Source organism: Pseudoalteromonas sp. Angola-30, assembly GCF_028599215.1.
In the GTDB taxonomy this organism is placed as follows: domain Bacteria; phylum Pseudomonadota; class Gammaproteobacteria; order Enterobacterales; family Alteromonadaceae; genus Pseudoalteromonas; species Pseudoalteromonas atlantica.
In genome coordinates this window covers 443,343-464,411 of the sequence record NZ_JAQREI010000001.1, presented here as the reverse complement: position 1 = coordinate 464,411, position 21,069 = coordinate 443,343, and the positions used below count along the sequence as shown (strand labels likewise).

At 41.2% G+C, this 21,069-nt stretch carries 15 protein-coding genes and 1 pseudogene; 8 read left to right on the top strand and 8 right to left on the bottom strand.

What is annotated here, in order from left to right:
• Nucleotides 1-9: 9 nt before the first annotated feature.
• Nucleotides 10-1,188 carry an MFS transporter gene (locus PSH54_RS02095; protein ID WP_273605360.1) on the bottom strand — a complete coding sequence of 393 codons (1,179 nt, stop codon included), beginning with the start codon at nucleotides 1,186-1,188 and terminating at the stop codon, nucleotides 10-12.
• 79 nt (nucleotides 1,189-1,267) lie between these two features.
• The gene (locus tag PSH54_RS02090; protein ID WP_273605359.1) at nucleotides 1,268-2,362 is read right to left on the bottom strand and encodes an NADH:flavin oxidoreductase/NADH oxidase; all 1,095 of its coding nucleotides are present in this window, start codon (nucleotides 2,360-2,362) and stop codon (nucleotides 1,268-1,270) included.
• Nucleotides 2,363-2,777: 415 nt separating this feature from the next.
• Here PSH54_RS02090 and PSH54_RS02085 point away from each other — a divergent pair, with 415 nt between their 5' ends.
• The 4 genes from PSH54_RS02085 (at nucleotide 2,778) to PSH54_RS02070 (ending at nucleotide 8,296) form a co-directional block, all read left to right on the top strand.
• Nucleotides 2,778-5,192, top strand: coding sequence for a TonB-dependent receptor (locus PSH54_RS02085; protein ID WP_273605358.1), 2,415 nt, complete (start codon nucleotides 2,778-2,780; stop codon nucleotides 5,190-5,192).
• An 85-nt stretch (nucleotides 5,193-5,277) separates the two neighbouring features.
• Nucleotides 5,278-6,861, top strand: coding sequence for a tetratricopeptide repeat-containing sulfotransferase family protein (locus tag PSH54_RS02080; protein ID WP_273605357.1), 1,584 nt, complete (start codon nucleotides 5,278-5,280; stop codon nucleotides 6,859-6,861).
• Nucleotides 6,862-7,176: 315 nt separating this feature from the next.
• A complete protein-coding gene (locus tag PSH54_RS02075) occupies nucleotides 7,177-7,644 on the top strand; it encodes a hypothetical protein (protein WP_273605356.1) in 468 nt (155 codons plus the stop codon).
• Between the two features lie 121 nt (nucleotides 7,645-7,765).
• A complete protein-coding gene (locus PSH54_RS02070; RefSeq protein ID WP_273605355.1) occupies nucleotides 7,766-8,296 on the top strand; it encodes a hypothetical protein in 531 nt (176 codons plus the stop codon).
• A 348-nt stretch (nucleotides 8,297-8,644) separates the two neighbouring features.
• Here PSH54_RS02070 and PSH54_RS02065 read toward each other — a convergent pair.
• Nucleotides 8,645-8,788 (bottom strand): annotated as a pseudogene (locus PSH54_RS02065) (IS110 family transposase); the annotation flags it as partial.
• Between the two features lie 345 nt (nucleotides 8,789-9,133).
• A complete protein-coding gene (locus PSH54_RS02060; RefSeq protein ID WP_273605354.1) occupies nucleotides 9,134-10,093 on the bottom strand; it encodes a hypothetical protein in 960 nt (319 codons plus the stop codon).
• A 281-nt stretch (nucleotides 10,094-10,374) separates the two neighbouring features.
• Here PSH54_RS02060 and PSH54_RS02055 point away from each other — a divergent pair, with 281 nt between their 5' ends.
• Genes PSH54_RS02055 through PSH54_RS02045 form a run of 3 tightly spaced genes read left to right on the top strand, consistent with a single transcriptional unit; the run spans nucleotide 10,375 to nucleotide 14,081 of the window.
• The gene (locus PSH54_RS02055) at nucleotides 10,375-12,228 is read left to right on the top strand and encodes a CIA30 family protein (protein ID WP_273605353.1); all 1,854 of its coding nucleotides are present in this window, start codon (nucleotides 10,375-10,377) and stop codon (nucleotides 12,226-12,228) included.
• A gap of 27 nt (nucleotides 12,229-12,255) precedes the next feature.
• Nucleotides 12,256-13,296 carry a sensor histidine kinase gene (locus PSH54_RS02050; protein ID WP_337946976.1) on the top strand — a complete coding sequence of 347 codons (1,041 nt, stop codon included), beginning with the start codon at nucleotides 12,256-12,258 and terminating at the stop codon, nucleotides 13,294-13,296.
• A complete protein-coding gene (locus tag PSH54_RS02045; protein WP_273605351.1) occupies nucleotides 13,293-14,081 on the top strand; it encodes a LytR/AlgR family response regulator transcription factor in 789 nt (262 codons plus the stop codon). The genes PSH54_RS02050 and PSH54_RS02045 overlap by 4 nt, the downstream gene beginning before the upstream one ends.
• A gap of 16 nt (nucleotides 14,082-14,097) precedes the next feature.
• On the opposite strand, the gene PSH54_RS02040 is transcribed toward PSH54_RS02045, so the two are convergent.
• The gene (locus PSH54_RS02040; RefSeq protein ID WP_273605350.1) at nucleotides 14,098-14,508 is read right to left on the bottom strand and encodes a hypothetical protein; all 411 of its coding nucleotides are present in this window, start codon (nucleotides 14,506-14,508) and stop codon (nucleotides 14,098-14,100) included.
• 192 nt (nucleotides 14,509-14,700) lie between these two features.
• On the opposite strand from PSH54_RS02040, the gene uvrA reads away from it, so the two are divergent.
• On the top strand, nucleotides 14,701-17,262 hold the full coding sequence (gene uvrA / locus PSH54_RS02035) for an excinuclease ABC subunit UvrA (protein ID WP_273605349.1): 2,562 nt from the start codon (nucleotides 14,701-14,703) through the stop codon (nucleotides 17,260-17,262).
• On the opposite strand, the gene PSH54_RS02030 is transcribed toward uvrA, so the two are convergent.
• The 3 genes from PSH54_RS02030 to PSH54_RS02020 all read right to left on the bottom strand — a co-directional run bounded on the left by PSH54_RS02030 (nucleotide 17,259) and on the right by PSH54_RS02020 (nucleotide 20,963).
• A complete protein-coding gene (locus PSH54_RS02030; protein WP_273605348.1) occupies nucleotides 17,259-17,750 on the bottom strand; it encodes a DUF2798 domain-containing protein in 492 nt (163 codons plus the stop codon). The genes uvrA and PSH54_RS02030 overlap by 4 nt on opposite strands.
• A gap of 49 nt (nucleotides 17,751-17,799) precedes the next feature.
• Nucleotides 17,800-18,417, bottom strand: a complete 618-nt coding sequence (locus PSH54_RS02025) for a LysE family translocator (RefSeq protein WP_064387054.1) — start codon at nucleotides 18,415-18,417, stop codon at nucleotides 17,800-17,802.
• Between the two features lie 68 nt (nucleotides 18,418-18,485).
• Nucleotides 18,486-20,963, bottom strand: coding sequence for a S9 family peptidase (locus tag PSH54_RS02020; RefSeq protein ID WP_273605347.1), 2,478 nt, complete (start codon nucleotides 20,961-20,963; stop codon nucleotides 18,486-18,488).
• Nucleotides 20,964-21,069 lie beyond the last annotated feature (106 nt).

Here is a 21,069-nt window from a genome sequence, read left to right as displayed (position 1 = left end):
TGTATCGCGCTACTTTTTACTTGTCATTAAATAGCCGACTAGTGATATAACTGGCATACCCGCTGCCACTAACGCCACACTTTCCCAGCCACCAGCTTCGTATAGCGGGCTTGCCATTAACGAGCCAAGCGCTCCGCCAACAAAAATACTGGTCATGTATATGGCGTTTAAGCGAGCTCGGCTTTGCGGCTCTAATGAATATACCACCCGCTGACCCAGCACCATATTTGCCTGCACAGCAAAATCAATAAACATGCCCGTTAGCGCTAAAATAATAATACCGTGTGGAAGCTCAAATATACTGGGTAAAAAGCACGCCGCAGCAATCACTTTGGCAAGTAACGATAACTGATGCGTGTAACCTTTGTCGGCTAAACGCCCAACAATAGGGGCTGCAATAGCACCTGCTGCGCCTACTAAAGCAAATAAGGCGATTTGCGATTGCGATAAGCCATATTCTCTGGCTAATACAACCGGTACGCTGGTCCAAAATAAGCTAAAAGAGGCAAACATAAGCGCCTGATACAATGCCCGCTGACGCAGCACTGGCTGCTGCATTATTAGCTGCTTAAGCGATTTTAATAACTTAAAGTATGTTGTATTGTGTGTCGGTTGTCTGCTCGGTATTGCAAAATATATAACACTGGCTATAAATGCCATACAGCCTGCGGCAAAGTAAAATACGGCTCGCCAACCAAAGTGATCGGCTATTAAGCTTGCAACTGGCCTGGCTAATAAAATACCCAGTAACAACCCCGCCATTATATTGCCCAGTACTTGCCCACGTTTTTCATCTGACGATAAATGCGCAGCAAGCGGTATTAATACTTGCACCGATACAGAGCTCGCCCCCACCAATAAGCATAATAGCAACATTACACTTGGGCTTTGCGCTAAGCCTGCGCCTATTAAACTTAAAAATGTTATGGCTAAGGTAATGAGTATTAAGCGTTTGTTTTCGACTAAATCAGCCAATGGCACTAAAAAAAACAGTCCCATTGCATAGCCAATTTGTGTAAGCGACACAATAAAACTGGCGCTGTGCGCACTTAAACCAACATCGGGCGCTAATAACTCAATAATAGGCTGGGCATAATAAATATTTGCCACAATAAGGCCACAGCACAGAGCAATAATGCTCACTAAGGTATTACTTATTTGCACTGGCTGTGCACGTGATTGGTTCATAAATAACTCTAATTTATAAATAATAAAACCCACTGCATATAAATGCAGTGGGTAGCCATGGTAAATGTAAAAATGTGGGTTACTTAATAGGTGAAGGCTGCCCATGTGGGCTAGATCGCAAGTACTGTTTAGGCGCATTAACGGTTGCGCCAAGTTGCGCTGCAGCATGCCAAGGCCAATGCGGGTTATACAAAATACCTCGCGCAAGTGCTACGCCATCGGCTTGCTGCTCGCTAATAATATCTTCGGCTTGTTGTGGCTCAGTGATTAAACCTACGGCTATTACCGGCATACTTACGACCTCTTTAATAGCAGTTGCAAATGGTACCTGAAAGTTAGGTTTAACCGGTATTTGTTGCTCTGGGCTTAGCCCTGCTGTACTTACGTGAATAAAATCGCAGCCAAGCTTGTCTAATGCTTTAGCAAGCTCAATAGATTGTGCTAAATCCCAACCCCCTTCTACCCAATCAGTAGCAGAGATACGAATGCCCACCGGTTTATGGCTTGCAAATTCAGCTCTTAGTGCTTTAAACACCTCAAGCACAAGGCGCATACGGTTTTGCAAACTGCCCCCGTATTCATCATCACGCTTGTTTGAAAGAGGCGATAAAAACTGGTGTAACAAATAACCATGCGCACCATGTAGCTCAATTAAATCAAGCCCTAGCTCATCAGCGCGTTTTGCTGCACTGACGAAATCGTTTATTAGCTGGGTTATATCCGATTTTGTCATAGCCTTTGGTTGGTAGGCGCTGTCATCGTAGGCTATGGCAGAAGGCGCAAGTGTTTGCCAGCCGTTTTCATCGCTAGGTGCAATTGCACCACCGCCATCCCACGGTTTTTCAGTAGATGCTTTTCGCCCTGCATGCGCAAGCTGAACGCCAATAGGCATAGGACTGTATTGCCTAAGCGCTTTTAAGCTTTTGCCCAGTGCTTGCTGGGTTTCGTTATTCCAAAGCCCTAAATCGGCGTAACTAATGCGCCCCTCAGGGCTTACCGCGGTGGCCTCTAAAATTAATAGCCCTGCACCACTTAAGCTCAATTGCCCTAAATGAATAGTGTGCCAATCACTGGCAGACCCCTGATTTGCTGAGTACTGGCACATAGGCGCAATAATAATGCGGTTGTCTAAAGTGAGTTCACCGAGCTTTAAAGGTGAGAATAATTGGCTCATAAATATTCCTTAAATACGCGTACTTTAGTACGAAATGCTATAGCTTACGGTATGAAGGGTTAATGGGGATCAAACTTCACTTTTATAGTGTCAAAACGAGAATAAATACCGTTGAGCAAAACATTCAACAGGCACTTATAGGTTTTTTAACCGTATTAATACATTAGGGTAATTAACCAATATGAATGGCTATTTACATTTGCTCAACGAGTATAATATGCTTCTTTGTACCTTAATTAGCCAATTGCTTGGATGTTATACATATTTATATAATTTTTTGTTGTGCAACCAGCTATATTTATTCCAAAAAAGTGAATTAAAATTCAATTTTAATATTCCCACCACTTTAACTCCCTGATAAACTGGTTAACTTATATTAACTGGTGTTAAATTTTGAATCTGGGGATCACTTTTTATGTTTAAACCAAGCTTGCTAACCTTGGCTATTTCGAGCGCTGTATCTGGCGCATTTTTATTTTCTAACTCGGCTGTGGCACAACAAGAAACCACCGCTAAAAACAAATCACTCGAAGTAATCGAAGTTACAGCAACAAGACGCAGCGGATCTGTACAAAATGCACCGCTAAACATTACCGCACTTGATGCCGATGTAATGAAAGATCAAAACATTGGCGAACTAGCCGATGTAGCGCGTTGGGTACCTGGTTTAACAATTACCGATCAAGGTGGTCGCTCAGGCTCACCGATTATAGTTCGTGGTTTAAACACTAACTCGTCGGGTCCATCATCAGACGGCGGCACCGTAGCCACATACGTTAACGAAATTCCAGTGTCAGTTGATATGCGTTTAGTAGACATAGAGCGTGTTGAAGTACTTATTGGGCCACAAGGTACCCTTTATGGTGCGGGCACATTAGGCGGCGCAATTCGTTACATGCTTAAAGAGCCAGAGCTTGATTTTACAACGGTAGAAGTATTTGGCGATATGTTTCAAACCCAAGAAAGTGACTCGTTAGGCGGCGAAGGCGGCTTTATAGTAAACCTGCCACTTATTGAAGATGAACTTGCAGTACGTGCAAGCTTAAACGTATACGAAGACCCAGGCTTTATTGATTATGCTTACACAGTGCGTGAGCCAGGTGTATCGCTACCGGACCCTGATTGGAGCAACGCCGACGAAGTAAACAGCAATATTAAAAATGTTGAAGATGCTAACGGCGAAACAACTACCACAGGCCGTATTTCTGTACGTTGGAAACCAAGCGAAACATTTGAAGGGACACTTAATTACTTTTACCAAAATCAAGACAGCGAAGGCCGTTCAATTGTTCATTACAACAGCCTAAACGATGATAACGGTTTAAGCGATATTGTAGGTAAATACGAGTCGGCTTATCGTTATGAAGAGCCGCGCGAAAAAGAAGATCAACTACTAAGCCTTGAGCTAAAAGCCGACCTAGGTTTTGCAGAGCTTGTATCGGCAACCGGTATTTCAAGCTTTGATGCCGACGGCCAACGTGACCAAACCGATTTACTTATCCGCCTAGATTACGGTTATGAAGAGTTCCCTGCGTTTTCATCATACACACGTGAAATTGACGAAGAAGATACCTTCACGCAAGAGCTTCGTTTAGTATCGCAAAGCGACAGCGACCTAAATTGGATTGTAGGCGCGTTTTACAACAAAATAGAAACAGACGCCTCAAGTAAAGAATTTACCCCAGGCTTTGGTGATTATGCCGTAGAAAACTTTGGCGCATCGCAATCTCGTCCAGATCAACTTGAGTACTTTTCTGTAGACCGTACAGAAATTACAGAGTCGGCTTTGTTTGGTGAAGTAGGTTACCAAGTAACAGAAAAACTAGATGTGACCATTGGTATGCGTTTGTACCAGTACGACGTTGAATCAGAATCTGCTGTCGACTTCCCGCTATTTAATACCCTATTTGATGGCGCAGCACCTGATGCGATTTCATTAAATTTTGAAAAAAATGAAGCAGACGACAACGGCAGCCTATTTAAATTTAACGCTAAATACCAGTTCACTCCATCAGTAATGGGTTATGCAACGGTAAGTGAAGGCTTTAGAATTGGTGGCTCAAATGGTTTAGCACCATGTCCTGATCCATTACCAGCTAACCAAGCCGGTTGTGGTAGCCCAGAAGAAATGCTTTACGATGCCGATACCACAACAAACTACGAGTTAGGCCTTAAAAGCACCTGGTTTAGAAGCCAATTACACTTTAACGCCGCTTTATTTAATGTAGATTGGGAAGATGCGCAAATTGCAGGCGCAACAGATGTAGGTCAATTACCGTACTTATCTAACGCAGGCTCTGCCAACGCAAAAGGTATTGAGCTATCTACCCGTGCTATTTTATCTGACTCGTTTACCGTGTACGCAACATACGCATACACTAAAGCAGAGCTAACCTCAGACGCCCCATTTTTATTTAATGCCGATGGCACCGATGGCGCAGAAGACGGCGACCGTTTACCGGGCTCGCCTGAGCACCAGTTCTCAATGGGTGTAAACTATCAAACAGATGTATTTAGCGATAAAACCCTTGATATTAACTACGGTTTAACCGCACAAAGTGATGTAATCACAAGAGTAGGCCTGCACGACAACGGTGAAACCCTGCCAGGTTACAGCTTAAGTAATATTTCTGCTAAGTTAACAGCCGATGAGTGGTCAACAACTCTTTATGTTGATAACCTATTCAACAAATATGCATTTACATCAGTACGTCGCTCAGATGCAGACATAACATCAGCAAATGGCGCCGACATACAACGTAACTACGGCCACTATATTAATCGCCCACTAACAGTAGGCGTTAAATTTAACTACAAATTTGAAATATAATTTATAGTCACTTTTAAACAATGTTATAAGGCTCAAATTTATTTGAGCCTTTTTTCTTTATTAACACATAAATAAAACAAACATCATGCAGCCAAACTTAAAGCACCTTCATCAAAGCGCCATTGAGTATTTAAACCAAGGTAATATACAACGTGCCCATAAAGCCCTCGTTGAATTAGTGACTCAAAAAAGCGACTTTGCCGATGGCTACTTTTTACTGGCCATGGTTAATTTACGCGTAGGGCAAATTCACAAAGCCATAAAGCTAATAGAAAAAGCCCTTAGCCTTGGTAAAAGCATTGAATACAGCGCGCAGCTTGCAAAGTGTTACGCATTAACCGGTGAGCTTACCAAAGCCAAAAACACCGCTTTAGCGATACCCGTTGAGCAAATAAAAAAGAGTCTTGATGCAGATACCCTAGGTGTAGCGCTTACACAAGCAGGCCTGCACAAAGAGGCACTAAACTACTTTAACTGCGCTATTGAGCTGGCTAACCATGCAAATAAACCGCAACCACAGTTTTATTATAATTTAGGGGTAAGCGCTAAATTTTTAGGCCAATTTGAACAAGCCAAAAATGCCTTTGAAAGCGCCATTGCGCTAAACCCACTTCACCATGCAAGCCATTTCGCATTAAGTGATTTAACCAAAGCGACGCAGCAAAATAACCATATTGAACGCTTAAAAAACGTCTTTGAGCAAGTAACACCCCCCGATGCAAAATTACACATTGGCCACGCACTTGCAAAAGAGTACCAAGACATAGGCAAGTTTGATGATGCGTTTAACAGCCTGGAGCAAGGAAAAGCCACTAAACGCGCTATACAGCCTTTTGATCATAAAAGCTCAGTCGCATTATTTGAACACATTAAACATTTAAGCGAGCAGCATAAACACGCGCTAACACACGGCAGCCCAACGCAAGAGCCTATTTTTGTATTAGGTATGCCCCGCTCTGGCACCACATTGGTTGAGCGTATTTTATCGAGCCACAGCGACGTACAATCAGCTGGTGAATTACAAGACTTTGGCCTAAGCGTTAAAAAATTAAGCCAAACTCAAACACCGCATGTACTCGATACTCAAACACTCACTAAAGCATACGAGCTTGATTTTAATCAGCTTGGGACAACGTATTTAAACGCCACTCGCGTAACCACCGGCAGCCATAAGCACTTTATAGATAAACTCCCGTTTAACTTTTTTTATATCGACTTAATAACTAAAGCCCTGCCAAACGCTAAAATTATTTGTATGCTACGCGACCCAATGGACACCTGCATTGGTAACTATCGCCAGTTATTTACCATTAATAACCCCTACTACACATACTCGCTCGATTTACTCGACACTGCCAAATTTTATAGCCGCTTTTACAAACTCATGCAGCACTTTAGCGCCCTGCACAGCAATATAAAATTAGTAAAATACGAAGAACTAGTCGCCCAGCCCGAGCAGCAAATAAAAGAGCTAGTTAGCTTTTGTAATTTAGAGTGGCAAGCACAGTGTATAGACTTTCACTTAAACACCGCACCGGTATCTACGGCTAGTAAAGTACAAGTACGCCAACCACTTAACAACAAAGCAATCGGCCGTTGGAAGGCGTTTAAGCCCCATACTGATGCAGCAGTTGAGTACCTTTTAAGCCAAGGTATTAGTGTGGAATAAGCGTTTTATTTTGGGTAGTAGGTGAATCCAAATAAGCAGCTTTGTGTAAGTGTAGGTCGGATAAGCGAAGCGCCATCCGACACAGTAAAATACCTTGCCAATTATTATCACATTTTATGTTGTCGAGTGACTGGAGAGTGCCAATTGCAGACGCTCTGGAGTTATAATTTCTGAAGTCAAGATTTGACCCCATTTATTGCATTTATTCGACCCCATTTATTCAAACTGGTAAAAAGCAGTTGACTTTTTGTTCGTGTCTCACTTATTTTAGCCAACTTTAATTTGGCGCTTTAAACGGCATTAGGGTATTAAATCATGGATGAGTTCATCACGATAAATAAATTAATAACTTCAATTTTGGTCGCTATACCAACAGCATTTTTGTCTGTCCATTTAGCTTTAAAGAAGTATCGGACAGAAAAATGGTGGGATATTAAGTTATCTTGCTACTTGGGCTCGATTAAAGCATTAAATAGCTTAATTGTGTATTGTGATAGCCATTTAGATATTGAGTTTGAAGAAGTATCCTATACAAGAGAACAAATTAAAATTAATGAGTCAGAATTTCACGTAGCAAGATCTCACTTACAAGCACAAGTAAATTTAGGTGAGCTTTTTTTAAACAAAGAGTCATACAAGGCAATTTTTGACTTTAACAATCGCCTTTATTCAGCTGAACGTGATGGTGTGCAGACTACGAGAATAGCTAATATCCGAGAGGTTGCTGAAGAATGTGTTGGTATTTTAGTTGATAATGCTAAAAAGGATCTAGGCGTGAGATAGCCCTATAAGCAGTTAAAAATGAAAAAATTATAGTTGGTTTTTACTCCTTCGTCGCTTATCCTAGTGAATTATATTTAGCCTGATAACATGGTGTTGTATTTACTGAAATGGAATTTGACCAATGGTAGAAATATTAAAGGCATTAAATCCACTACTTCTAATTCTTTTAGGTTCCCTTATTTCAATTTTAGGGGGGATTTTTCAATTCAGGGTTAGCGATAACTCTAGAAAAATCACTTTACTTTCCAGCAAATTAGAAAGGGCATACGAACTCTGCCAGCTAATATACGACGGGCACAAACGAGAAGTAAGTAATGCACAAATTTTCTTACCTTATAATTCTAGTATATATATTGATAAAAGGTGCCACCCTGGCGTTGAAATGAGTGAGCTAAAAATGCTTATTCGTGCCTATATCCCAGAACTAAAAAAACATCTAGAAAAATTAGACTCCGGCCACAAGCCTCTTAAAAAAAGCTTTACCAAAATAGACAAAGCCGTTATTGAAGGGCGATTTAACTCAACACCAAGTTTAACACTGGCTCAGGTAGATTTGGATTCAAATAATTGGAGTAATCATCTTGCTTTATTAAGCAAAGGTTCGTTTGAACTAAAGAAAGCACTTGAAGATAGAATGAGCAAGTTAGTTTAAACCTCTAAACCGTTAAAATAACACATATGAGCCTTATCTCTGTCAATTGGCACTAGTATTCTTTTTGACCGTTTTTATACATTGACGGTCAATTCTAAATCAATAAACAAATTCGTTTACTTCGGCTGTCGATGTGGCTGTTAAGCAAGTAACTTACGACAAACACATATAGGGTCAGTTACGCAGTAATCTCTTATTGCGATCTCATAGCAGCCTACTTTTTTCCATATCTTTTTGGGGTAACTGGGGTACTAGACATTCAACGGTTAACCTCATCATGGCACAATTCAAGGCGACTGGTATCATCATTGTGATCCTGTTAGGTATTCAGCTCACTCAGTACCGTTACTAACTCTTTAAGAATTTCGCTTCATCGAATACCGTCTCTTTTTTAAGCATATAATAAACACAGCGACCAAGCTTATGTGCAAGCGCTGGCAGTGCTTTGGCTTTGCTCATTCGCTTTTGTAGTTTTTCAAGGTATTTGTAGGCGTTGTGATTGTGACGCATGGACTTCCTAGCTTCTAATAGACTAATATATCTGACTCCTTAATTCGGATTTTTTAGTGCTAACAGCTTATTGAACAATATTTTACTGGTTTATAACACACCCAAACGGCATATATACATACCCTGATAATTTCACCAATAATTACCTTTGTAAATATGTAATTAAAACAGCTAGGAATTAAACATGTTATTTGCCCCAAAACGGCGTTTAATAATGTTATCGGACAAAATTTGGGTTCTACTCAAAGGAGTAGGAATATATTTAACTTTTCAGTGTCCGGTTATCGCCCATACCCGCCTTTAAAAACCATTCAAACATGATTAAATTTAAAGCTTTGCCTTAAAATAAGCATGCTCGTCGATATAATCTATTACTAGTTCAAAATATTTGAGGCCTGAACCACCCAATGCGCCATCAATTTTTTTATCCATCATTGAAGACATAAACTCATGAAAGTTATTATCCTCTCTTCTTGTAAACCAAACAGGCCCAATACTTTGTTCGGCAACAATGACAAGAGGTACTTTAATCATAGCTTCCTCGGTACCATGCTCAGCTTTCTCGATAACAGTCCAACCTGGATTGTTGGTTTTCCAATTATCAAAAACACTAGCTGCAATAAAAGAAGTACCAACCACATTCGATTTACTCTGTATTTGTTTTTTTGCGCTATTGGTTAAGGTTGATGTTGCACCAGTATCTAATAACATTTGATACTCTATTCCTTGAACTTTTATACTCATCCTAGGAAATGCTGTGGTGTATTTTTGTTGAGAGTCTTTTTGAAAACCTAATTTTACTTTTTTGAATTTGTTTAAGTTAACTTCATCAAGAGAATCAAAAATAAACATTGATTCATTTACATAATCAATTTTAATAATTTTTTCTGCGTGCCATCGACCACCTAAAAAGCCATCAAACTGTTGCCCTGTTGATATTTCTGCTTCAGGGGCTATAAACAAATATCCGCCCATGAAATTTTCAATGCCACCTGTAGGTATTTCCGCTTCTGCTTTAAACTTAGGCATTTCTGACAAGGTATACTCTTCGCCATCTGCTATTTTTATGATTGTTGGCCAATTGTATTGCTGGTGAAGTTCTTTCGAAATGGCATTCCACCCACCGCCGGTATCTGTAAAAAATCTTAGCTTTTTGCCACTAGTAAGTTCCGGGATTAAAATTATGCGATTATTATCAAATTGAGTTGGGAGCTGTTGCTCAGCTAAAAGCTGTAAAGGAGCCAAAACTAAGGCAAGTGAAAAAAGTATTAACTTTATACTATTCATTGATCTTCCATGACTTTTTTATAATTTATGATACTAGCGTTTGACTATTGTAAGTGTAATATCTTGATTAAATTCGTTTCACTTTTAGCTACATATTAAGCATATAAACAAAGTAATACAATAAAGTTAATTTCTCCCACCACAACGCTTATTTACTTTTGTGTCGGTTCAACCTCTAATAATGTCGATTCAGATAAACATTAATGAAGCAGGTTATAAAAGTCGCTAAATTTCTTATCAACAAAACGCCAAATACCTATTTATTGATAAGGAATATAGTCATGAACATTATTACAAAAACAGTTATAGCACTGAGTTTGACAAGCCACTTTAGTGCGTATGCCATTGACCTGCGGGTCGACAACATTCGCTTATACCAAAGTAGTTCGCAAAGCTTTTCTGCGCCGAGTTCGCTGTATATTGACGAGGGTAAAATAGTAAGTATTACTAAAGCGACTGATCCACTACAAAACGCAGATAAAACTATTGATGCTAACAACCAATATGCAATACCTGGTTTAATTGATTTACATGTACATTTGGGTTCATCGGGCAGTAACTTTACTGAGTTTCAGTATTTGCCGGTTCAATCGCACTTTAATTCTAATTTGTATTTAGGCGTAACTAATATTGTTGATTTGTTTTCGTTTGAGCAAACCCTAAACGAAGCCGCTCAATTAAAAGCAGCCCAACTAACCCCTAACCTTTTTTATGCGGGTACTTTGTTTACCAACCCTGGTGGGCATGGCACGCAGTTTGGCGGCCACGCATACGAAATTGTAAAAGATGAAGACATAGCAGCACTATGGCAAAAACATATAAGCACTAATCCACATGTAACTAAAGCAGTTATAGAAACCTTTGGCGGTGTGGGTAAATCGTTAACTGATAGCCAATTAAGCGAGCTAGGTAAACGCTCTAAAGCGGCTAATTTACCGTATTTTGTGCATGTTTCTACACTGAATGATGGTAAACGCGCTATTAAAGCCGGTGCAACGGCTCTAGCGCACGGTATTAATAGCGAAGCGATTGACGATGAATTTATTACGCTAATGAAACAGCATAATGTAACCTATATTCCTACCCTTGCGGTGTATCATAACCATAGCGATGAAAAGCATAACCATACTATAAGCTCACAAAGCGAGTTACTAAAAACCATTCCCGAAAAGCTTCAAGGGTGTTTGTTTGACAACGTGCCTGCACCTTCAAAATGGAAAGAACACGCGTGGGAGGAGCGTAAAACCGCTTATGCAAATATACAAAAGCTACATAAAGCTAATATTACTATAGGCACAGGATCTGATGCCGGAAACCCTTACACGCTGCACGGTACTGGGTTACATAACGAGCTAGATGCGCTTAAAAAAGCAGGCTTAACAAATGGTGAAATAATTAATGCAGCCACAGTTAACGGCGCAAAAGCGATTAATAAAGCCGAGAGCATTGGCAAGCTGGCTAAAGGCTTTGAGGCAAGCTTTGTACTGCTTAAGCAAAACCCGCTTGATGATATAAACCACATTCACACTATCTCAGAGGTTTACAAATCAGGTATACAAGTAGACCGCCCAGCCCTAATTGCGCAAAACAAGGCTATAACACCACAAGGCCCTACCTGTAATGAAGAAGTTAAAAGCAGCCAAGCGCAACATGTTATTGATGATTTTACCGGTGATACACCATGGCAAACCTTGAGCGACTCGGTAATGGGTGGTCAGTCTGTGGCAACACTTACCACAAATAAAAACAGCTTAACTATAGATACAACCATTACAAAGCCAACCAGCTTTGGCGCATGGGCAGGCGCTGAAATAAAATTTACATCGCCGGCTGATGCCTCATCATTTAAAGGTATTCGACTAACATATAAAGGTTCAAGCACGCCTTTTGCCTTGTCTGTTTATCATAGTGATGTAAAAGATTGGGATCACTTTAGTGTACTTTTAAAACCGCGCGATGAGTGGACAACGCTTGATATTCCTTTCACTACATTTAAACAATTTGGCTTTGGTAGCCCCGTTACGTGGTCGGCCACTGAATTAACTGGGGTTAACTTAATGTGGCGAAAAATGCCAGGCGCAAGTAATGAGCCATTAAAAAATACACTACAAATCAAAGAGCTAACTTACTTTTAAAAGAGTAGCAGTCAAAACACAAACTCTTTGGGTTTTGACTGTTTTTTGTTATGGTTTAATCAATTACAAAAAGAAGCACCTACTATGCTCAAACATCCCTTTTATAAATACAGCTTTTTTATTTTACTTGTTGTAGATATTGCTTATGCCCTTGGGCTCATAATTGCTAACTCTTCGCCCTTTACTGCGGGTAGTGCACTCGCTGCTACGGTGTGGTTTGTTACTTTTTACTGGGTTCCTGTTTGGAGTGCAGCAGCTGTTATTTTTTACCTGCGCAATAAACACATTAACAAAATAGCGTTTGAATGGTTAATTGCAGTTGTATTTATGGCACTTGGTAATGTGCTTACCGATATAGTTCTCACACAGCTTTTTGATGGGCACAAATCGATGGGGGTGTTTGTTGTTTTTAACGGCTTACTTTGGGGCTCGTGTATTTACTTTACCAGTATTTTTATTGAAAACAAAAAACGCGCAACAGCCGAAAAACACGCGCTTAAACAAGCCCAACTTGCTACATTGCGCTACCAACTAAACCCACATTTTATGTTTAATAGCTTAAATACAATTTCGGCTTATATTCATACAAACCCTGATTTAGCCGATGAAGTACTGCATGAACTGGCTGATATTTTAAGGTACTCCCTCGACACGGCAGAGCAACAACAAATACCTTTACAGCAAGAGCTTACAATAATAGAAAAGTACCTAAATATTGAAAAAGCCCGCTTTGGCGATAAACTTCAGGTTAATTACCACATTCCCAATACGCTTAAAAACATATCGCTGCCCCCGCTACTTATTCAACCAATTATTGAAAACGCCATTAAACATAACGCCAAACAAACGTCGTTAATACTTAATATAACGCTTAGTGAGCTACCTAACGGCGTTAAAATACAAATTAGCGATAACGGTAAGGGTTTTTCGAGCGATGTTATAAAACACGGCCATGGCAGTGGTGTAGGAATGAAAAACATACTCAAGCGCGTTAAACAACTTGGTAAAAGTAAGGTACTACTGAGCAATAATAATGGTGCAGTGGTTACGTTGGAGCTAACACTATGAGCAGCAAAAACCAGCCAAATACAGTGACTAAAATGCGCGTATTATTTGCCGATGACGAGCTTCCCGCTCGCGAAAAATTAAGCCATCAATTGAGTTTAATGGAGCATGTTGAAGTAGTGGGTATGGCCACAAATGGCAAAGAGGCCATAACATTAATTAATGAGCTAACTCCGGATGTGGTATTACTTGATATACAAATGCCTGAAATTAACGGCTTAGAACTTATTGATTTACTTAACTACCAGCCCATTATTATTTACACAACCGCGTATGACAAATTTGCAATTGAAGCTTTTGAGCACGCCTCAACTGACTACTTACTCAAACCTTTTCCTATTGCTCGATTAAAAAAAGCTCTCGCTAAAGCGCAGCAGCAACTAGAGCTACAGCGTGCCCACTGCCAAGTTAACAACCCAGAACACGAGCAAACCTTTACATTAACCAAAAACACCATAAATAAGCTCATTAGTAAAAACGGTGAGCGGATATTTTTACTCTCCCCAAGTGACATTAAATTTATTAAATCGGAGCAAGGCAATAGTTTGGCGTGGAATGGCGATACATTTCATCACTTAAGCGATACACTCGATCAACTTGAACATGCCCTAGTAGCAAAAAACTTTGTACGAATTCATCGAAGTTATTTGGTTAACGTTGACCACATTAAAGAAATACAGCGTTGGTTTAATGGCAAATTGATGGTGATTGTAAATGATGATATTAAATCTGAACTAAGCACCAGCAGAGCCGGTGCCGATAAACTAAAGCAATTGCTACATATTTAACTTATCTAAAAACATGTTACTGATCATTACTGGTATACACACTTAAAATAGGAAACGTATGCTCAGCAAACGATACCGTTACCGACTGTGTTTGATTGCCTTTAAAGCCTAATTTAAATTCACTTGGTGTTAGCCTGCTGCCATCTGCAAACAGCGCTAACACGTGTTCTTGATTAAGCTCTCGCTTGCCAGAGGCTAAATTAGTAAGGGTTATAACCGCCCAACGCTCTCCTATTTCGTTGCTCATAAGTACATAGTTTGCAATAGAAAAGTCAGACTTTTTAGGCGTTATATTATTATCGTTTGGAAACGATAAGTGCATGCTATTTGGTATGGCTCGGTCAATGTTTAGTACATTATTTTGCGCTGCACACACATTGGCGCAAAGTACCAATAAAAATAAAAAGCTAACGACAATTTTTGCCACAATTAAACGTCCTTTTAAATTTAGATGTGTGAATACTTGATTGAAATTTATACTCGCAGTTTTTACCTATTATGTAAACACTCTATTAAAAGCTTAGCAAACTAACTAAGCGCTCATTCAGTGACTCCCCTTTAGTATTAATACTTTGCGGCACGTTAATAAACACATGGTTATTAAACAGGAGTAAATTACATGGCAACCACACCTAAAAATTCACATGAGGTTAGTAATGCGCAATCGGCTTTATTAAACCCTGAGCACAGCATTCAAGTACGAGGCGCGCGTGTTCATAACTTAAAAAATGTGGATGTAAACTTGCCCCGTAATTCACTTGTTGTTTTTACTGGTATATCGGGCTCGGGTAAATCATCGCTCGCCTTTGGAACATTATTTGCCGAATCACAGCATCGTTATCTTGATTCGGTATCGCCTTATGCGCGCAGGTTAATAGACCAAGTAGATGAGCCTGATGTAGATTCGATTGAAGGGCTGCCACCCGCGGTAGCATTACAACAACAGCGTGGTGCACCCTCGGTACGTTCATCGGTGGGTAGTGTAACCACTATTTCTAACGCGCTGCGAATGCTTTACTCACGCGCGGGAGAATACCCCAAAGGGCAAGGTATACTGTATGCAGATGCATTTTCGCCTAACACGCCACAAGGCGCCTGCCCAGAGTGCCATGGTATTGGCCGTGTATTTAACGTAACCGAAGAGCTGTTAGTGCCCGACCCGACTAAATCAATTAAAGAGCGCGCCATTGCAGCATGGCCGCCAGCTTGGCAAGGTAAAAACCTAAGCCGTATTCTTACCTCGTTAGGTTACGATATTAATAAACCGTGGAATACCCTGCCTAAAAAAGCCCGTGATTGGATTTTGTTTACCGACGACACGCCCACAGTACCCGTGTTTCCCGAGTACACGCTTGAGCAAACCCAAGCGGCTATTAAAAATGAAGAAAGCCCCAGCTACATGGGTACATTTATAAGTGCTAAACGCTTTGTTTTACAATCATTTGCGAGCACTCAAAGCCCACGCACTAAAAAGCGCGTGTCGCAGTATATGCAAATATCACAATGCCCGCAGTGCGAAGGAAAAAAACTTAAAAAAGAGTCGTTATCGGTTAAAGTAGCAGGCCTTGATATAGGCGAAATTTCGCAGTTAACACTTGGCGAGCTGGCAGAAAAACTCAGCATTGCTGCCAATAACGCCGCTAAAAGTAACGCAGCCAACCCCGAAAAAGCCATTGTGGCAAAGCGCATCACAAGCGACATTATCAAACGCGTAGAAGCACTCACTAAACTTGGTTTAGGGTATTTATCGCTTGAGCGTACTACGCCATCGTTATCAGCTGGGGAATTGCAACGCTTACGGCTTGCAACGCAAATTCGCTCAAAATTATTTGGTGTTGTGTATGTGCTAGATGAACCTTCGGCAGGTTTACACCCAGCCGATACGCAAGCACTTTTAAGCGCCCTAGATGAACTAATAGCGGCTGGTAACTCAGTATTTGTGGTCGAGCACGATACAAGTGTAATTCGCCACGCCAATTGGGTGGTTGATGTAGGGCCAAATGCGGGTTCGCATGGTGGTAATATTGTTTACAGCGGCCCTGTTGAAGGCTTAGAGCAAGTGAGCAACTCACATACAAGTCAATATCTTTTTAAGCATAACAATAACGCAAAGCCAAATCATCAAACACAACGTACTCCAGCAGACTGGCTTAAGCTAAGTGGTATTGAGCGTAACAATTTACACAACATCAGTGCCGAATTTCCGCTTGGGGTTATTACAAGTGTTACGGGGGTTTCTGGCTCAGGTAAATCAAGCTTAGTAAGCCAAGCCTTAGTCGAGCTTATTCAAGATGCTTTAGGACAAAAAACGCCGCCGCCAATGCCTACCGATGAAGCCGACTTGCTTGATCAAGAACTCCAAACACCAACCCATGGCAAAATTACCGAAGGCCTTGAGCATATAAAGCGCCTAATAACGGTTGATCAAAAAGCCATTGGCCGCACGCCTCGCTCAAACCTTGCTACTTACACTGGTTTGTTCGATCACGTACGTAAATTGTTTGCCAATACCAAAGAGGCAAAAGCGCGTAAATACGATGCAGGTCGTTTTTCGTTTAATGTGAAAAAAGGCCGTTGCGACAACTGCGAAGGCGTAGGTTTTGTAAGCATTGAGCTGTTATTTTTACCTAGCGTGTATTCGCCTTGCCCTGTGTGTAACGCCAAGCGCTACAACCAAAAAACACTCGACATTACCTATAAAGATAAAACCATTGCCGATGTGCTTAATTTAACGGTGGAGTCAGCGCATACATTTTTTGCCAATGAACCCGCTATTTTACGTGCGCTAAATGCGCTCTTACAAGTAGGCCTTGGCTATTTACGTTTAGGGCAACCTGCTACTGAGCTTTCGGGCGGAGAGGCCCAGCGCATAAAGCTTGCCACAGAGCTGCAACGTGCGCAGCGCGGCGATACGCTGTATATTTTAGATGAACCAACCACCGGCCTACACCCAAAAGATGTAGCCATGTTAATGGCGCAGTTAAATGGCTTAGTTGATGCGGGCAACACCGTAATTATGGTTGAGCACGATATGCAAGTTGCCAGTAACAGTGATTGGGTTATTGATATTGGTCCAGGAGCCGGCGACGAAGGCGGCTTAATTGTTGCTCAAGGTAAACCAGAAGATGTGGCTCAATCTGAGCATAGCCGCACGGCAACATTTTTAAAAAGCGCAATTTAGCTTTTTAAAAATCGCTCTAATTTAGGTTTTACAGTAACCGACATAACAAGCATTAATGTTAAACCAATGGGTAGCGCGGCTAATAACCCCTCTACCCACGCGGTATAAAATAAGCGCATATTGGCAAAACCTATATTGTTACTAGCGGTTACAAACGCCATTAGCGACTCCATGGTAAGCGCCATAAAAACACTAATCACTAAATTACGTTTTAGCTCACTTGCTTTTGGTAATAACTTAGCCACCAAGGTATTCATAAGGGCTGTCATTGCTAACCCCACAGGAGCCATAACCAACACCGCACTTAAAAACGAGGTAAACCAATCCATATAAAAATGCTCAGTTATACCTACATTTGTGTAAGTCATAATGCCTGTTAAGCTGCCGCCTACAAAAACAATAATACTTACCATCACCATTATTTTATAAGTGATCGGTGTTTTTTTAGGCTCTACGAGCGCAGAATTTACTAAAGTAGGCGTATTCATTAAACAGGTATCTCTCTTAAAATAGATGACAAAATCAACTGTTATTTGATTACCCTAACGCCAGCCATATGCCTACTAGCACCATAAGGCTGCCTGCAATTCGGTTCATCCATTTTATATTATCGCCACGGCTTAAAAATAAACGTAGGCTTTTACCGCCTGTGGCGTACGCTAACATGCAAATAAATTCGCTTATCATAATAACTAAAACAAGCACTAACAGTTGCGGGGCGAGTGCGTGTTCAACGCTAATAAATGGCGGTAGTAAAGAGATCATAAACGCCCAGCCCTTTGGGTTAGCAATGGCAGTAACAAAACCTTGCGTAAATAGCGACTGACGACTTACATCATGCGGTTTTTGTGTATCAATCGACATTTTACCTTTTGCGCGCCACATATTTATACCTATATAAATTAAGTATGCACCGCCTACCCATTTTAAAATATCGAACGCATTAGGGTAATTTAGCATTACGCTTGCAACACCTAATACCGCAGCAATAGCAACACTTGCGACCCCTAACAGCTCACCTATCATCATCCATAATGTGCGCCTTACACCTATGCTCATACCTAATGTCATGGCGAGGGTCATACACATACCCGGTGTGATAGATACAAAAAAGAAGGTAGGAATAAAAACGGCAAGCGCTGCAACATCAATCATTTTTTCTCTCTATATTAAAAGCAAAAAACGCGGCTAAAGTAGCCGCGCTATTGGTTACCTATTATCTACTATTGTTCAGCAATCGCTATTGGCTCTGCTACTTGCTCAGTAGTAACATTTACCGGCTCCTCAACAAAATCACTCAATAAGTACTTATCTAGCCATTGCTCTTGTTCCCACAGTACGTGTAATAAGCTTTTACGTGCGCGGTAACCATGTGCCTCATAAGGGAGCATAACTAAGCGAGCGTCTTTACCTAAGCCTTTAAGCGCTGCGTACATGCGCTCACTTTGCATTGGGAAAGTTCCAGAATTAGGATCTTCTTGACCGTGGATCATTAGCATTGGCTCGTCAATTTTTTCAGCATGGAAAAACGGCGACATGTTAGCGTACACACTTTGTGCTTGCCAAAAATCACGCTCTTCACCCTGAAAACCAAACGGCGTTAAGGTACGGTTGTAAGCACCACTGCGAGCAATACCGGTTTTAAATAAATCACTATGCGCTAATAGGTTTGCCACCATAAATGCACCGTACGAGTGCCCTGCTATAGCAATGTTGTTTTTATCGGCAATGCCTTTTTTAACCAGCACATCAACCGCAGCTTGCGCACTTGAAACTAACTGCTTTCTAAAGTTATCGTTTGGCTCGCTGCCATTAATACCTACAATAGGCATTTTAGGGTCGTCAAATACGGCAATACCTTTAGCAAGGTAAGGCATAGGGCCCCAATAACCAATGTAAGTAAATTCGTATGGCGATTCGCGCACTTGTGATGCTACGGCTTTGTCTTTGTATTCAAGTGGGTACGCCCACATAAGTACGGGTAACGGGCCTTGGGTTACATCGTAACCTGGTGGTAAATATAACGTGCCCGAAAGCTCAACCCCGTCATCGCGTTTATAACGTAACTGCTCTTTTGTAACCCCTTTAAATGCTGGGTACGGATGAGCAAAATTAGTAAGCTGCGTAAGAGTATCGTTATCTAAATCACGAATAAAAAAGTTAGGTTGCTCGGTTTTAGACTCTCGCACAGTTATAAAGCGCTCGCCTTCGTCGTCAAGCAATGCACGAACACGCTCGTAGTATGGCGCCTGTGATTGCCATAAACGCTTGCTGCTATTCGTTTTTACATCGTACTGGTCTAAAAACGGAATATTACCTTGCTCAGACGCGCCGTTACCGCGCAGATACATATAACGCCCGCCAACAATTTTAATAACGTTGGCGCCTAAATCGTTACGCTCGTATATAAAGCTACCTGGGTTTTTGTACGCATCGTTATAGCTTCGCTCAGAAAAAAGCACACGGTTTTTATCTGCATTGCGTGGCTGAATAACATACGTACGCACTTGGCGGTCGCTAAAGCGCCAGTCGCTAAGCATGGCAATATTTTGATTACCCCAAACTATACCTGCATAGCGGCGCTCTACTTTAGCAAACAGTTTTGGCTCGCGTTTAAACGGCGCGCGTAGGCTGTAAATATAATCATGGTGCTTAACATCGGTTTTCATGTCGCCGCCATCTTGCGCTTCGGCCCAAATAACTTCTGCGCCTTGATCCGCGCGCCATTCAAAATCGCGGCGGCCGGTGCGAACACTGTCATAGCCTTGTGGAATGTTATCGGCAAGCGGTTGTTTTACAAGTTCGGCTAATGCGTAACCGCGCATTCCCCATATTTGCCAAGTGCTGGCAAAACGGCTGTACGGTACTTGATACGAAAACGGCTCGTTTATCGCAGCAACTAATATATTGGTTGAATCTGGCGATACCGAAAACGATTTAAATAATGCAGGGCTGCCAATGGCTTGTGTATTGCCATCAAGCGTTACGTAAGCTAATTGCCCTTGGCCGTAAAATTTAAACTGTGCTTCGTCAAACGGGCTGGTTAATAAGTTTTGATAAGTACGCGCTGGGGCTTTTTCGCCTGTGCTTTGCTGTATAACAGGCACTACATTTTGACTGCTGTTTTTTAACGCGGGTTTACCTATATTAACCGCTAAATTTGCAACCAGTGCGCTGCTATCGGGCAGCCATTGGTAAGGCGTAGCGGTAATAACCGAGTTAAGCGCTGCATTTGAGAGCATTTTTGCTTGCTTTGTCTCTACACTGTAAAGCCATAAATTTGCTTGGTTTTGTTGCTCTACAACAAATGCTAAATATTTACTGTTAGATGACCATTTAGGCGAGCGAATAATACCGTTTGGTAAATTATTAATATTAATAACGGTGCCGCTTTGCACATGCTTAAGCTCAAGCGCGCTGTATTTAGCGCTAACACGCGAGCGTGAAAAGTTAGCAGGGTTTAGCTTTATACCCGCAAGTTTAAGCTCATCTTTAGCAAGCTCGTCAAGCGTCTCTACGCGCTTACGCTCAAATAAAGCAAGCCATTGGCCATCGCTCGATAAAAAACTAGTGGGTGCTAATTTGGCATCTACCACAGCGGCTAGCTCAGGCGAAGGTGTTTGATAACCTTGCTCAGCATAGCTGTTTGGCATTATTACAACACAACAAATAAAGGCAACTAACAGCCTAAATGCGTTCATGTATTTATCCTTTTGTTATTTTTAAGATTATAAAAGGTATATAAACATGTTTTGCTCTGTTCATAAAGTATTAAGCTTTAAATTACAGGGCTAAAAGATGACTTAA

Excerpts from the sequence above, each read along its gene's own strand:
- PSH54_RS02075 (WP_273605356.1), top strand. The coding sequence starts at position 7,177 with ATGGATGAGTTCATCACGATAAATAAATTAATAACTTCAATTTTGGTC.
- PSH54_RS02020 (WP_273605347.1), bottom strand. The coding sequence starts at position 20,963 with ATGAACGCATTTAGGCTGTTAGTTGCCTTTATTTGTTGTGTTGTAATA.
- PSH54_RS02025 (WP_064387054.1), bottom strand. The coding sequence starts at position 18,417 with ATGATTGATGTTGCAGCGCTTGCCGTTTTTATTCCTACCTTCTTTTTT.
- PSH54_RS02090 (WP_273605359.1), bottom strand. The coding sequence starts at position 2,362 with ATGAGCCAATTATTCTCACCTTTAAAGCTCGGTGAACTCACTTTAGAC.
- PSH54_RS02045 (WP_273605351.1), top strand. The coding sequence starts at position 13,293 with ATGAGCAGCAAAAACCAGCCAAATACAGTGACTAAAATGCGCGTATTA.
- PSH54_RS02030 (WP_273605348.1), bottom strand. The coding sequence starts at position 17,750 with ATGAATACGCCTACTTTAGTAAATTCTGCGCTCGTAGAGCCTAAAAAA.
- PSH54_RS02055 (WP_273605353.1), top strand. The coding sequence starts at position 10,375 with ATGAACATTATTACAAAAACAGTTATAGCACTGAGTTTGACAAGCCAC.
- PSH54_RS02070 (WP_273605355.1), top strand. The coding sequence starts at position 7,766 with ATGGTAGAAATATTAAAGGCATTAAATCCACTACTTCTAATTCTTTTA.
- PSH54_RS02085 (WP_273605358.1), top strand. The coding sequence starts at position 2,778 with ATGTTTAAACCAAGCTTGCTAACCTTGGCTATTTCGAGCGCTGTATCT.
- PSH54_RS02060 (WP_273605354.1), bottom strand. The coding sequence starts at position 10,093 with ATGAATAGTATAAAGTTAATACTTTTTTCACTTGCCTTAGTTTTGGCT.
- PSH54_RS02095 (WP_273605360.1), bottom strand. The coding sequence starts at position 1,188 with ATGAACCAATCACGTGCACAGCCAGTGCAAATAAGTAATACCTTAGTG.
- PSH54_RS02080 (WP_273605357.1), top strand. The coding sequence starts at position 5,278 with ATGCAGCCAAACTTAAAGCACCTTCATCAAAGCGCCATTGAGTATTTA.
- uvrA (WP_273605349.1), top strand. The coding sequence starts at position 14,701 with ATGGCAACCACACCTAAAAATTCACATGAGGTTAGTAATGCGCAATCG.